This is a genomic window from Pseudofrankia coriaricola (assembly GCF_001854805.1).
Classification (GTDB): domain Bacteria; phylum Actinomycetota; class Actinomycetes; order Frankiales; family Frankiaceae; genus Pseudofrankia.
The window spans coordinates 42,745-56,232 of record NZ_MBLO01000006.1; the positions used below are offsets into that span (position 1 = coordinate 42,745).

A 13,488-nucleotide genomic window follows, 5' to 3' on the forward strand; every position below is an offset into this window, starting at 1 on the left:
CTCAGGCTCGCCATCGCCGAGTCGTGAACGGCGCCGTCGGGCGGTACCGGCTCGCGCTCCGGCGGCGTCGGGCCGGCCAGCTTGCCGGGTCATCATCCGAGCCGTCGTCATCGACCACCAGCTCCTCGGGCTTGACGTCCAGGTCGCCGCCGAGTATGGCCTGGGCCAGGCCGGCGGAGTCGTCCATGCCAGGCGGGCCGCCCGCGCGGCCGAGTGACAGTCACCTCCTCGACGACCAGTCACCCTCCATCATGGGCGACCGGGCAGGCGCCAACCCATGGACTACGCCTCCTGGTACCGGCGGCCCGCCGGCAGCCGGACCGAGCACCTGGACCAGCCGGACCCGAGCGGCCTGGTCGAGGTGACAGGCCCCCGCGGGACATCGTCGCGGACCTCCCGGACGGCCACGGTGAATTTCCTTCAAGACGGCCCCGCCGTCCCTTGCTCATGCTGCCGGGTGATGCCTGCTTCCTGCCACGAGGAGCGTGACACATGATTGACAGGACGATGCGCGCGAGCCGCGGCCTTCCCCGGCGGGAGGTTCTGCCGCTCGACGGTGACGTGTCGTTCGCCGACGACGTCCGAGCGGCGGCGGCGGATGACTTCGGACATGTGATCAGGCGGATGCCGCTGGGAGTGCTCCGGCCAGCTTCGGCACGGGACATCGCGGTCGCCGTGCGGTGGGCGGCCGACACCGGCCGTGGGATCGCCGCCCGCGGGCAGGGCCACTCCACCTTCGGCCGGTCCCAGGTGGACGGCGGAGTCGTCGTCGACATGACGGGTTTCGACGAGATCCACCGGACGGGCGATGACCGGTTGACCGTCGGTGCCGGCGCCACCTGGCGTTCGGTCCTCGCCGCCACTCTGCCCGACCAGCTCGTCCCCCCGGTTCTCCCGAACTTCCTGGATCTTTCCGTCGGCGGCACCCTGGCGGTGGGCGGGGTCGGTGGGACGACACACAGGTACGGCATGCAGACCGACAGCGTGTGCGAACTGGAGGTCGTCACCGGCGAGGGCAGGATCGTGACCTGCTCGCCGCGAGACAACCCAGAGTTGTTCCACTCGGTACGAGCAGGGCTCGGCCAGTTCGGCATCATCACCCGAGCGACGCTCACCCTCATCCCCGCGCCCACCAGGGCCCGCCGGTACACCCTCGCGTATCCCGATCTCGGTCGTCTGGCCGCCGACCAGCGGCTGCTGCTAGGCGAGGACCGTGCGGACCACCTTCAGGGCGCGATCACGCTGGACGCGGGCCCCGACGGCGACGCCCGTGCCTGGCGGCACCAGCTGGAGATGGTGCTGTTCCATGACCTGGCCGACCTGCCGGACGACGACGCCGTCCTAGCCGGCCTGGCGGACGAACGCGCCCAGGCCCAGATCGAGGACATGTCCTACGTCGACCATGTCGAGGCGTTCGACCGGTTCACCGAGCTCGTGCGGTCGACCGGCGAATGGGCCGCTCCTCACCTGTGGTGGCTGACCTTCCTGCCCGGATCGGCCGCGGACGACATCGCCCGCGCCGCGCTCGCCGAGGTCGCGCCCGAGGACCTCGGCACCCATGGGATGGTCGTGTTCTCCGCCCTGCGCACGAGTCGGATCACGACTCCGCTGGTGAGAATGCCCGACGACGACATCGCCTTCACCTTCAACCTGATCCGGTTCGCACCGCCCGGCCCGGTGGTCGGCGAGTACGTCGACCGCGTGCTCGAGCAGAACGCGTCGCTGTATCGCCGCGTGCTCGCCGCCGGCGGTGTCCTCTACCCGGTGAGCGCCCTGTCCTTCCGGCCCCAGGACTGGGCCGAACACTTCCGCGACCTGTGGCCGGCCGTTCGCGAGGCGAAGGAACGCTTCGACCCGGCCCACTGCCTCACTCCCGGCTATGAGCTGATCGTGTCGGGGTGACGAGAAAACCACCCCTGCCCCGCGGCCCCGGAGGGTGTGCGCGCCGCGACGGCAGCGGCAAGCCCCCTGCCCACCACGAGACGAGGACCCTGTGAACGCCATTCCTTCTGTCCTGCCAGCCGGGTGGATCCGCGAACACAGCACCGTCCTGACCACGATCGATCCCAGCGCGGACCTTGCGGATCTTGAACCTCTGCGGGAGATCGTCGGCGACGCGCGCGTCGCCGCCATCGGCGAGAACGCCCATTTCGTCGAGGAGTTCTCCACGATCCGTCAGCGTGTGTTGCGGTTTTTGGCCGAGCGCTGCGGGTTCAGTGTCTTCGCGTTCGAGTTCAGCTTCGCCGGTGCGGGCGTGCTCGACCGTTGGCTGGCCGGCCAGGACGGCCGGACCCTCGGCGAGGTCAGCCCGGCCGCCGCGGACTGGGGTGCCGGCGGACTGCTGGCCTGGCTGCGCGAGCACAACACCACCAGCGGCAACCCGCTGCGGTTCGTCGGGATCGACATACCGGACGCCGGCGGCGCGCTGCGCCCCGTTCTTGAACCCCTGGCCGACTACCTGGCCATCGCCGATCCCGACTCCGCGCCCCTGGTCGAGACCGCGCTGCGCATCAGCGACTCGTTCCTGGCGGGCCTGCGTTCCGGCGCCTCGGCCGCCCCGGCCTGGGCCCGGCTCGACGCCGCCCAGCAGAACGAGCTGACCGCCGTCCTGGCCCGCCTGCAGCTGCGCCTCCGGGCGATCCAACCACTGGTCGAGGCCCGCGGGGATGCCCACAGCTACGCGGTCGCCGAACGGCTGGTGGCCGGGGCCTGCGCCGTGGACTACATGTTCCGCGCGATGAACGACCTGTACTCGGGCACGGGCCGCACCGCCGACCTGTCGACACGGGACATCTACATGGCCGAGACACTGCGCTGGCAGCTCGAGCACGCGCCGCCCGGCGCCCGGATCGTGCTCGCGGCGCACAACAACCACATCCAGAAGACCGCGAACGTCTTCGGCCCCGCCACCACCGCGCTGCCGATGGGACAGCACCTGGCCCGGATGCTCGGCAACGACTACGTGGCGATCGGCCTCACGCATACCGACGGTCATGTGCCAGAGATGCACCCGGATCCCGCGGCCCCGGTGGGATTCACCCTCGGGGACGAGGACCTTCCCGAGCCGCAGCCGGGCAGCATCGAAGCCGCGCTGGTCGGCGCGGGCCTACGCGAACAGATCACCTTCACGGACCTGCGCCGAGCGCCCACGGCTCCTGACGGCAGCCCGCTGCTGACCGACATCCGTACGCAGAGCGCGGTCACCCACACCCCGCTGGGCGACGCGTTCGACGCGGTCATCGCCACCCCGACCGTGACCAGAGACCGCACGGTCACATTCTGAACGCGTCGTCATGGCTTGATCTTTAACCTTTCCGCTGTTGGTGGGAATGTTTCAAGATCGGCGTTTCCGGCCCGACGCGCCGGACGCCTGCGGGGTGCGAAAAGTCGGCCGGAGCCTGTGAGCTGGGCCGATGTCGGGCTGGACTCGCCCGGTACGGCACCCGGCCGTTACCGAGGACGGAAGGTCAGGACCAGCCTGCCGTCGGCCAGCCAGGTCACGTCGACGTGGATATCACCCGTGTCGACGCTGCCGTCGCCCGCGACGTAGCCCTTCAACGCGCCCGACCGGTCGTCCCGCACCCGGAAGTCCACACGCTCGCCCGCGGTCTGGTCGACAAGGAACGTGTTCGTCACGAACTCGGGGGCGAACTGGATGACGTCGCCCGCGGTGACCTCCACCTGACAGTCCCGGTCCAGGCAGGCAGCGAAGTCCCGGCCGTCTCGCGCCTCCCGCAGCGCCGGAGTCGTCGCGGGAGCCGACGTCGGAGATCCCGCTGTGGACGGCGAGCCCGACGCCGGCCGGTCACCGACGGATGCCGGCGCCGCCCCGGTACCGGCGGGCTCCGCGTCAGCGCCACAGCCGGCGAGCACCGCCGCGAAACCCAGGCCCAGCAGGCCGAGCAGGAAACAAGCCCCGGACCGCGTAACAACCATCTCGCATCTCTCCTACCGGGCTGCCTTCCGCCTCTTCCCAAGGCGGTCCTCGGCCCGCACCCGACCTGGGTCGACTCCACCACCGTCGGCGGGTCAACCTGGGAGTTCGCGTTCGAGCAGGGACAGGTCCACGCGGACCAGGGTGGTGCTGGTCAGCAGCTCCACGATCAGGTTGTTATTGATCATGAAGGTGGCCGGCGGCGGCACCTCGTCCTCCATCACCCCGTGCACCCCGGCGAGCGAGAGGCGACGGCGGACGGCGGCGACGACGTGCGCCGCCCGCTTGCCGGTCCACCGTTCCTCGGGGCGCAGCTCACTCAGCTCCGCCTCGACCTGGTTCCACGTCAACGGCTGCGGACGCGGGTCGCCTCGCAGGTAGCTCTGGCCGAGGCAGACCAGGACCAGTTTCTCGACCTCGCTGAGCGGCCAGACCTCGCCCTCCCGCGTCTGGGCGTCCGGCCCGTCCTCCGGACGCCGCGGAGCCGGCCGACCGATGATCCGGATCTCCAGCAGGTGCTCCTGGTTCGGGGCGACGATGAACAGCGGCGTGTAGCCGCTCGCCAGGGGTGACTGGTCGCCGCCGAGCAGCAGCCGGGTCACCGGCAGCCGGATCGGCCGGCGGCCCTCGTTGGTCAGGACCCAGCGTGAGCCGGCCCAGCCGATGTGCCCCTGCCGGCGGCTGACGTACTGGTCGTCGGCGCCGACGCACACGTGGACCTCGGGCTCGCAGCGCCCGAACACGAGCGAGAGTCCGGGCCGCGGGGCGACTCGCATCCCGCCGTTGGCCCCGACGGCGAACAGCGTGCCCGGCGGCGCCTCCGGCTGCCAGTGCGCCAGGCTGCCGATCTCCCGTGGCAGCAGGTCCATCTGGCTCGATCCGGCGCGGCCCAGCGAGTTCACGACTCCCGCACCTCCCGGCTCGGTGGCGACAGGTTAGCCCTCCCGCTCCGGGAGGGGTCCCGAACCCGGAAGATCCGCACCAGGTGCACCTAGTGCACCAGGGCACCGGGCGCGGCGTCTCCGGTCGGCCCTACCGGGGACCGGCGTTGGCGCTCCACCAGGCGATCAGGTCCGCGGGGGGAAGGCGGCTGCCGAACGCGCAGGCGAGAATGTTCAGCCGGTCGTTCGACCAGATCAGGTATCGAGCGCCGCTCTGGTTCGTGCCGCAGACGAGACGTCCCGTGTCGCCGTTGTTCAGGTAGGGGGCGCCGCCGAGGAAGTCCGGTGGCTGCTGGGTGCAGTCGGCGTCCGTGCCCGGATCGTTGAATCGGAGGGTGGCCGCCAACGCGGCGGCGTCGGCCATCTGGTAATAGAAGATGATCCGCGGATTGCCGGCCTGGGAGTCGCACGCGATGGCGGCCACCGGCTTCTGGTCGCCGACGTTCTGTTTGACCTGGTCTTCGGACAGCCGCATGCAGTCGACCCGGGCCGCCGGCGGAATGTGGGTGAGCAACTGCCGCTCCGCCGCGGTCGGGAACGGGGGAGTGGAAGTGCGGTTGACCGCCTTGGTGATCTCCACCTGCGACGGGCCGTGGTTGCCCGCCCACCAGGTCGCGAGGTCCGCTGGATCGTGCCCGACCACCCGGCCAAGGACACGCATGGACTCGAGAGTCCATTCCATGGTCGGAACGCCCCCGGAGCCGCGGTAACACAGCAGGTTGCCCAGGTCGACACCGCGAAGGTCCCATTGGTTGGTGCCGAGGGTGCCGGGGTTCTCGCCACCATCGCCGCAGTATGTGTCCTTGGGCGCCTGCACGGCGCTCACCTGGGCGTCGTAGGTCGACCGAAGCCCGTCCAGGGCCGTGAACTGGTAGTACCAGACCGTCGTCGCGCCCTCGTCGGCGTTCGGCGGAGCGCACTCGATGGCGGCGACGATGCCGTGGAACCGCTCGAGAGTCCCTGCGGCCGGCCGGCGGCAGTCCTTGAGGTCGTACAGGTTGACCAGAGCCTTCTCCTCGGTGGTGGGGAAGGCCTTCAGGCCGACCCAGCGGCTCCAGGACTCCCGCAGCGCCAGGTCGTCGCCCGCGCGGCTGCTGGCCGTCGCCAGAACCATCGCCTTGTCGTCCGTCCAGACGAGGGAGGTCGTGCCGTCGCGCGTGTGGCAGAGGAGGCGCCCGTGCCGGCCGCCGGGGCTCGCGTCCACGCCGGGATAGCGATGCTCGGCGCCGGTGCCCACCGCGACGCTGCAGTCCCCGGTGCCACGGCTGACCCCCGCGTCCCGCGTCGCGGCGCCGTAGGCGCTGTCCATCTCGTCGAGGCTGGCGAAGAAGGAGAACTGGACTGGTTGGTCGACGTCGTGGCAGACCACGACGTCGGCCCCGCCCGCCGGCTTGTCGCGGGCGCAGTCGGCGCGCAGCGGTTCGGGAATTCGGACCAGTTGCCGCTGGTCGGGCCGGTCTCCGACTCCCGGCTTGTCCAGGGCGGCCGGGAGCGTGGCTCCGAGCAGCACGCCGACGGCGATCAGGCTCGCCCCGGCCGCGATGAGGGGCCGCCTGTGCCGCGCCGCCACCCGCCGGGCAGCCACGAGCCGACGCCTCCCGGGCCCGGGCGCCACCTGACCGGTCGGGGTCTGCCCAGTCGCGCCGGCCGGCGACGCGGTGAGCGCGTCGGCCGGGGGCGGCGAGCCCGGCGGCGGGCCCCAGGCCCCGCCGGGCGGGAGCGGCGGGGCGCCGAACGGTAGGTCTGGCGGGGTGCTCGGCGGTGTCCAGGTGAACCGCGTCGTCGTCGAAGGTGGCGAGGCCGGGCCGACCGGCGACGGGGCGGAGCGCAGGCTGGCGGCCGCGGCCGCCAGCCTGCTCGCGAACTCGGCGCAGGAGGACGGACGACGCGTGGGGTCGCGTGCCATCGCGGCCCGCAGCACGTCGTCGAGCGCGGGCGGGAGGTCGGGGCGCAGCTCGGTCAGGGCCGGGGGGTCCCGCCGCACCTGCTCGCCGAGCTGGCCAAACGGGCGGCTGCCGGTGAGGCACTCGTACATCACGACGCCGAGCGCGTAGATGTCGACGAGCTTCTCCTCGGCGACCTCGCGCGGCGGCCGCTCGATTGTCGGCCGGAGGGCCATGGGCAGCTCTTCGAACCGGGCCGGGTCGAAGCGTTCCGGCGCCGAGTAGTCGGGCGTTCCGAGGAAGCCGCCCACGGCGGTCAGCGCCCGTTCGAAGCCCACCTTGGCGATGCCGAAGTCGCACAGGTAGGCATGTCCCGTCTCGGACTCGACGAGGATGTTCCCCGGTTTGACGTCGCGGTGAACAATTCCCCTCCGATGGGCGAAGTCCAGCGCGGACGCGATCTGCTCGCACAGCCGGACCGCGGTGGCGAGGTCCAGCTGCCTGTTGTCCGCGAGCAGTCCGCGTAGGCTGGAGCCCTCGATGTACGGCATGACGAGGTAGAGAGGCTCCTGCTCACCGCTGCCCTGGTAGCGCCCGGCCGCGGCTTGTTCCGCGGTCCTTTCCGTGGCCGCCTCGTAGACGTCGACGATGTGCGGGTGCCGCAGCGTGGCCACGGCCCGCACCTCGCGGAAGAACCGTTCGCGATACTGGGGAATGTGCGCGAGCTGCGGAGAGAGGATCTTGACGACGACCGGTCGGTCGTTCAGCTGGGTATCCGTCGCACGGTAGACAATGCTCATGCGGGTCTCGGACAGCGGCGGTTGGGTCAGCCGGTACCGGGGCAGTGAAATCGGCTCCTGAGGCACTGTCGCAACATTCCCTGTGAGTCTGTGGGCGGGTCTCGACGGCTCGGTGACGAAGATCAGTCCAGAGGTTGCTCCGACGCTACTACCCACATTATTCGCCCAACTGTCTGGGTGGGCCCCGAGCCGCTTCCGCGTTCTGGCACCCAACAGGTTGCGGCGCCGGTTGCCGATCTCGATCACGCGACCACGGTCGTTACGACGAGGTGACGACGGTGGTGACGGTGCCGTCGGATGAGATCCGGCGCACGCGGTAGTTCCCGCTGTCGGCGACGTAGACCGCTCCGGTGACGTCTATCGCCACCGTCCTGGGATAGAGGAACGTCGCCGCCATTGCCGAGCCGCCGTCGCCGTCGGCGCCCTCGTGCCCGGTGCCAGCGATGGTCCTGATGATTCCGTCCGGTCCGACCTTGCGGACATTGGCGTGCGGAGGGCTGACGATGTAGAGCGAACCGTCGGGGCCGAGGCCGACGCTGGGGGTGGTCAGTTTCGCCCGGGTGGCCCTGCCGCCCTCGCCTGCGCGGCCGGTCGAGCTGATGTCCCAGCCGCCGACGCCGGCGACGGTGGTGAGCCGGCCGGCGGGGTCGATGCGCTGGACGGTTCCGCTGACGATGTTCGTGACGTAGAGGCTGCCGTCCGGGGCGTCCTCGATGGTGTTCGGGCCGCCGAGCTTGGCGGACGCGGCCGTCGTCGGGCCGCGGCTGAAGCCGGGCTGACCGGTGCCGGCAATGGTGGTGATGACGCCGTCGGGTGTGACCTTGCGGATCCGCTGGTTCCCGTCGTCGGCGAAGTAGACCGTGCCGTCGCCGAGCACGGCGACCTCCTCGATCCTGCTGATCTGCGCTTCCGTCGCGGGGCCGCCGTCGCCGGAGAAGCCGGGGGTGCCGTTGCCGGCTACGGGGGTCACGACGCCTTTCAGGTCGATCTTGACGATGCGGTAGCCGTTGATGTCCGGGACGTAAAGATTGCCCGCGTCGTCCCAGTCGACCTGCCCGGCGCCGGGTATCAGGGCTCCCGCTTCCTCGCTCAGAGTGGCCACCGGCTTGTCACCGACAACCGGCACGGCCGTGCCGTCGGCGTCGATCCAGTAGAGCGTGGCCGCGTTCGAATAGCCGGAGACGTACAGCGTGCCGTCCTGACGGACCGACACGTATTCCGGTCTGAGATTCACGAACTGCAACGCCTCGCCCGCGTAGGCGGGTCCGGGTCCGCGGACGGGAGCCGGCTTGTACGCCGGGGTCGGCGAGGCCGACGGGGTGACGATCGGCTGCTCGGGAGCCGCGGGGGCTGCAGCCGGGGCCTGCGACGAGCTCCCCCGGTCGCGCAGCTCGACACCGATCACCACGACGCCGGCCACCAGTGCGACGACCAGGCCGATGACGAGCCCGGTCAGCAACGCAGGGCGCTGCCCACGCGGCTCATTGCCCGGCCCGGACATGCCCCCCGAGCCTTGGTCACCTCGACCCGGGCCACCCATGGCCTGGCCGTTCCCGCTCGGGCCGCCGGGCCCTCCCCACACTGCGGTCGGTGACGGGGGCATGGGCGCCGGCCAGGGATTTCCGGTCGGCGGGGCCCAGCCCGCGGTTCCGGGCTCGGCCGTCGGCGCCGGTGAGTGCTGCCTGCCCGGCGGTGGGCTGGCCGGGGTGCCCGCGTCGGCTGGCGCCGCCGCGGGATCGGGTGCGACATCGGCGTCCGAGGCCGGCGGGTCGACCGGCGCCGCGGTCGCCGATGGCACGTCCGGCGGACCAGTCGTACACGTCGTTTCCGAACCGGTAGGTGTGTCATCCGTCGGCGGAGTGCCGTCGACCGATGTCGAACCAGCCGTCATGACCGTCCTATCCTCGCCCGCAATGGAGACCGGCGATCCGCTCCCAAACGGGAGCATTGCCTGGCAAATCGCGGAGAGCCTAGTGGGCTGGCGAGTCGGGTGCGGCGACGGGCGGTCGGCTTCGGTCTCCGCGGAGGTCGGGCCGGGTGGGATCAGATGGCGATGGGGAGCTTTTCGTAGCCGCGGACGGTGCTGGTGTGCAGGCGGACGGCGTTCGCGTGGTCGACCTCCCAGGTCGGGAAGCGCCGCAGGGTCTCCTCGAGGGCGATCCGGCTCTCCAAGCGGGCGGGCCCGGCGGGGTCTGCTGCATCGAGCCAGGTCAAGGGGCCTTCACTGTGGATCTCCGGTCCGGAGGTCTCGGGGACGGTCAAAGGGGTGGCCGAGGGTGGTCCATTCGGCTCCTGAGGCCAGTTCGTAGGAAGATCTACGGGCAAGATCGTGCGGCTTGGCTCGATGCGGCAGACCCTCGTGACGGTCCGAGCTCGGCGGCCTGTGCGTCCCTTTGCGCGCAGCGCGGTGGTGCTCATGGTGTCGCCGGTGTCGAGGCCGGAGTTTCGGCGGCTCCCATTAGTGCCGTCCCGCTGCCGGCCACGCGTATGCGACCATTCGGCCGGGACCGTGACGTGACGGGAGGTGCCGCGCGGTGGACGAGGAGTCATGGGAGGCGTGGGTCCAGCGGTATGGCCTGCGACCCGTCGCGACGGATCTCGGCGAGGTGCGGGAAATGGTGCGTGCCGAGACGGCGCTTGGCTGGGACGCCGACGTCGAACTGATGCGGGTGGGCTGCGTGCAGCTGTTCAACGCCGGTGCGCTGGCGGACGTCCTGACGGTCTGGAGGGCCAAGGAGGCCAACTTCGACGCGCACTGTTCGATCGAGATCCAGCTGCTCTGCGGCGCTGGACTCGACGAGGCAAAAACCCACCTCGCGGGACAGGGCGCAGGTCCTTCGGTGCCACGGGTGTGCGATCCTCGCGCCCTCCCGGCGGGTCCGACCGGGGGACCGATGAGAAAGGGTGGCGGCGCGGGTCTGATTACGGTCCGCCAGGTGCCTGCGACCGCAGCAAGGGAGAGCATCCTATGAGACCGCTCCGATACTCGATCAACGTCACCCTCGACGGCTGCTGCGACCACCGGGTGGGGATGATCCCGGACGAGGAGTCGCATCGCTATTGGGCCGACAGTCTGGAACGAGCCGATGCCCTTCTCTTCGGCCGGGTGACCTACGAGATGATGATGGAAGCGTGGCGGCAGCCGGCGACGGGAACGTGGCCTGACTGGATGGCTGACTGGATGGTCCCCTTCGCCCGGACGATCGACGGGGCAAAGAAGTACGTCGTGTCGGGCACCCTGGACCGGGTCGACTGGAACGCGGAGCTTGTGCAGGGTGACCTGGGGAAAGCCGTTGCGCAGCTCAAGGGGGAGCCTGGCAGAGGACTGTTCGTGGGAGGCGTGACCCTCCCGCTGGCCTTGGCGGATCTGGGATTGATCGATGAGTACGAGTTCGTCGTGCAGCCCATCGTGGCGGGCCACGGGCCGACGTTGTTCGCAGGCCTGAGCGAGCGGCTCGAGCTGAAGCTCGTGGGGCGCCAGGAGTTCCGGTCGGGGGCGGTCGCTCTGCGGTACCAGCCCAGTTGAGTCTCGGCTTGAAGGTCGGCTGCCCTGGGCACGCGGGCCTGGCAACTCCGCCACAACGCCGAGGTCGACACAGGCGTGCTCTCGAACGCCGGGTCCGTGACCATCGTCGTCGAAGAACCTTCCCTTGGGTCCACCACATTCCGTAGTGGCCGTCATCGGGCACCCACTGGCCGCGAGCGGGCAGTTCTAGACGGCCACCGACAGGTCGCCGGCACTTCCGGAACCTGAGGTTCACGTCCACAACCCGCCGGCTGCTGAGCCGACCGCGGCTAGGACGCGTTCGTGGCGTCGTAGGACGCCCGGGCGGCGTCGACCGCGCCCATGTGGAGCTCGGCCCACTCCTTGAGGTGGCCGAGCACGACGAGCAGCGACCGGCCGAGGTCGGTCAGCTCGTAGTCGACCCGGAGCGGCACCGTCGGGGTCACCGTGCGGGTGACCAGGCCGTCGCGCTCGAGGCCGCGCAGGGTCTGGGTGAGCATCTTCTGGCTGACCCCTTCGATCTGCGCGGCCAGCTCCGAGTAGCGCAACGGCCCGCGGATTCCGAGTGCGACGACGACGAGGCTCACCCACTTGTCGCCGAGCGTGTCGATCAGCCGCCGGCTCGGGCAGTTCAGGGCGAAGGCGTCGTAGCCCGTCGCGCCCGCCTCGATCTGCTGCGCGGTTGCCGTTCCCGCCATCACGTACCTCCGGGTGGGTACACCACCTCAAAGTGCCTACTTCCCATTGGAGAGTAAGTCGCCGATGGTGGTGTCGTCCAGGCCGGTAGATCCAGAAGGAACGACACAATGTATGCACTCATATCCCGTGCTTCCGACCCGACGCCCGCCGTCGAGGAGGTCGAGTCACCCGTGCTCGGCCCGGCTGATGTCCGCGTCCGCGTGGCGGCCGCCGGCTTCACGTTGTTTGACGCCTTCGTCGCCGGTGACCATGCCACGCTCGGCCTGCCGGACGTGATCGGCCTCGGCTTCGACTTCAGCGGTACCGTGCTCGAGGTGGGCCCGGAGGTGACCGGGCTGAAGCCAGGCGACCTCGTCGCCGGTATGCACGCCGACCCGGCCGCGCCGAGCCGCGCGCACGCCTCCGAGGTGGTCGTCCCCGCCGACGCCGTGGCCCCGGTCCCTGACGGCCTCGCGCCCGAGGAGGCCGCCTCGGGCGTGCTCAGCGCCCTGGCCGCCCGCCAGGCGCTCGACCTGCTCGGCCCGGAGCGCGGCAGGCTCCTGGTCACCGGAGCCGCCGGCTCCGTCGGCGGCTGGGCCGTCGCCCTGGCCAAGCGCGACGGCTGGGCCGTTGACGCCCTCGTCCGGCCCGGCGCAGAGGAGATCGCCCGCTCCGCCGGCGCGTCGACGGTCCTGACCGAGCTGCCCGGGCCGACGTACGACGCGGTCCTCGACGCCGCCGCCCTCCAGGAGGCCGCGATCGCGGCGGTCCGCGACGCCGGTCGCTTCGTGGGCACCAAGCCGGGGCGGGATGTGCCGGCCGAGCGCGGCATCGCCGTCTCCGTCGTGCTCACCCAGCCGGACGGCGCCAGCCTCGGCGAGCTGCTGCCCCTCGCGGCCACGGGTGAGGCTCCGGTCCGCATCGCCGCGCGGCGCCCGCTGGCCGAGGCGGCCAAGGTCTACGCGGAGGCGATGGCGGCGCCCGGCTCCGCCGGCCGCTGGCTGCTGGTGCCGTGAGGACTGGAGTTCGGCGTGTCAAGCACGCCTGAGCCTGCTACGTAGCCACGTTCCGCTGGCTGCGCTCGGCGTGCTCGGCGGACTCACCCGGGGTTCTTGCGCCAGGGGGCCTCTGGATCGGCGAGGGTGTCGAGGATGAGCTGGCACCAGGTGAGGGCGGCGTTGACCGCGAGATGAGCGTGCCGGGTGCCTAGGCTGGTGCGGGTGGCGGTCGGGCCGTGGCCGGTGCCGGCGCGGTTGCGGAGAACTGTCAGACTGGAGTTCTCGGTACCGTTTCCTGACACGCGCCTGCTTGGTTCTTGAAGTTCATCCTGACTCTTCGGTACCTGTGCGGTCTGTAGCGATCGTTCTCGCTCCGGATCGCTGAGTGCGTGATGCTCGGGAATCGGCGACCCCTCTCGTTCGCGCTCGCCTGGGTGGGATGGTGGCCCTTCGGTTGCCGGTGGATCTTGGCCGGTCAGGGCTCCCTTCGCGGTGACTCCGACGAGGTGGACGTATCGGGACCCGACCTCCATGACGAAGAAGCAGTACAGACGCCGCAGCGTCACGGCACAGTCCACGTGGAAGAGGTCAACGGCCAGCATCGTCGAGGCCTGGGTATGTAGGACTGGCGCCAGGTCGTGCCGGTCTGTCGTGCCGGCGTGGGAGGTAGCCCCAGGGTCTTCAGGACGGTCAAGATCGCTTGGCCTGGCTCGATGCAACAGTGCCCCCACGGATGTCGGCACACCGAC

At 70.8% G+C, this 13,488-nt stretch carries 12 protein-coding genes and 2 pseudogenes; 5 read left to right on the top strand and 9 right to left on the bottom strand.

All coding sequences use genetic code 11. The features are described from left to right. Position 1: 1 nt before the first annotated feature. A complete protein-coding gene (locus tag BCD48_RS52865; protein ID WP_071046427.1) occupies positions 2-187 on the bottom strand; it encodes a hypothetical protein in 186 nt (61 codons plus the stop codon). Positions 188-492: 305 nt separating this feature from the next. Here BCD48_RS52865 and BCD48_RS01640 point away from each other — a divergent pair, with 305 nt between their 5' ends. Then, positions 493-1,902, top strand: a complete 1,410-nt coding sequence (locus BCD48_RS01640) for an FAD-binding protein (protein WP_083418031.1) — start codon at positions 493-495, stop codon at positions 1,900-1,902. A 91-nt stretch (positions 1,903-1,993) separates the two neighbouring features. Continuing rightward, on the top strand, positions 1,994-3,283 hold the full coding sequence (locus tag BCD48_RS01645) for an erythromycin esterase family protein (protein WP_198543030.1): 1,290 nt from the start codon (positions 1,994-1,996) through the stop codon (positions 3,281-3,283). Positions 3,284-3,450: 167 nt separating this feature from the next. Here BCD48_RS01645 and BCD48_RS01650 read toward each other — a convergent pair whose 3' ends face one another. The 5 genes and pseudogenes from BCD48_RS01650 to BCD48_RS48460 form a co-directional block, all read right to left on the bottom strand. After that, a complete protein-coding gene (locus BCD48_RS01650) occupies positions 3,451-3,936 on the bottom strand; it encodes a hypothetical protein (RefSeq protein WP_071046428.1) in 486 nt (161 codons plus the stop codon). 93 nt (positions 3,937-4,029) lie between these two features. Continuing rightward, positions 4,030-4,836, bottom strand: coding sequence for an FHA domain-containing protein (locus BCD48_RS01655; RefSeq protein ID WP_198543031.1), 807 nt, complete (start codon positions 4,834-4,836; stop codon positions 4,030-4,032). A gap of 130 nt (positions 4,837-4,966) precedes the next feature. After that, a complete protein-coding gene (locus BCD48_RS01660) occupies positions 4,967-7,558 on the bottom strand; it encodes a serine/threonine-protein kinase (RefSeq protein WP_131803704.1) in 2,592 nt (863 codons plus the stop codon). 259 nt (positions 7,559-7,817) lie between these two features. Beyond that, complete coding sequence (locus BCD48_RS01665) at positions 7,818-9,059, bottom strand: NHL domain-containing protein (RefSeq protein WP_071046430.1); 1,242 nt, start codon at positions 9,057-9,059, stop codon at positions 7,818-7,820. A gap of 542 nt (positions 9,060-9,601) precedes the next feature. Next, positions 9,602-9,745 (bottom strand): annotated as a pseudogene (locus tag BCD48_RS48460) (cytochrome P450); the annotation flags it as partial. Positions 9,746-10,092: 347 nt separating this feature from the next. On the opposite strand from BCD48_RS48460, the gene BCD48_RS01675 reads away from it, so the two are divergent. Then, positions 10,093-10,530, top strand: a complete 438-nt coding sequence (locus BCD48_RS01675) for a hypothetical protein (protein ID WP_071046432.1) — start codon at positions 10,093-10,095, stop codon at positions 10,528-10,530. Then, positions 10,527-11,084 (top strand): dihydrofolate reductase family protein, encoded by a 558-nt coding sequence (locus tag BCD48_RS01680; protein WP_071046433.1) that lies wholly within the window; start codon positions 10,527-10,529, stop codon positions 11,082-11,084. Before BCD48_RS01675 ends, BCD48_RS01680 begins: the two co-directional genes overlap by 4 nt. A 269-nt stretch (positions 11,085-11,353) precedes the next feature. Here the strand turns inward: BCD48_RS01680 and BCD48_RS01685 are convergent, their stop codons facing one another. Continuing rightward, complete coding sequence (locus BCD48_RS01685) at positions 11,354-11,761, bottom strand: winged helix-turn-helix transcriptional regulator (RefSeq protein WP_071046434.1); 408 nt, start codon at positions 11,759-11,761, stop codon at positions 11,354-11,356. 108 nt (positions 11,762-11,869) lie between these two features. Between BCD48_RS01685 and BCD48_RS01690 the strand changes: the two genes are divergently transcribed. After that, positions 11,870-12,757: an alcohol dehydrogenase catalytic domain-containing protein gene (locus BCD48_RS01690; protein WP_071046435.1), complete on the top strand. Its 888-nt coding sequence runs from the start codon at positions 11,870-11,872 to the stop codon at positions 12,755-12,757. Positions 12,758-12,840: 83 nt separating this feature from the next. Here BCD48_RS01690 and BCD48_RS56330 read toward each other — a convergent pair whose 3' ends face one another. Both BCD48_RS56330 and BCD48_RS53050 read right to left on the bottom strand, forming a co-directional pair. Continuing rightward, complete coding sequence (locus tag BCD48_RS56330) at positions 12,841-13,041, bottom strand: abortive infection family protein (protein WP_071046436.1); 201 nt, start codon at positions 13,039-13,041, stop codon at positions 12,841-12,843. Between the two features lie 186 nt (positions 13,042-13,227). Beyond that, positions 13,228-13,436 (bottom strand): annotated as a pseudogene (locus BCD48_RS53050) (integrase catalytic region); the annotation flags it as partial. Positions 13,437-13,488 lie beyond the last annotated feature (52 nt).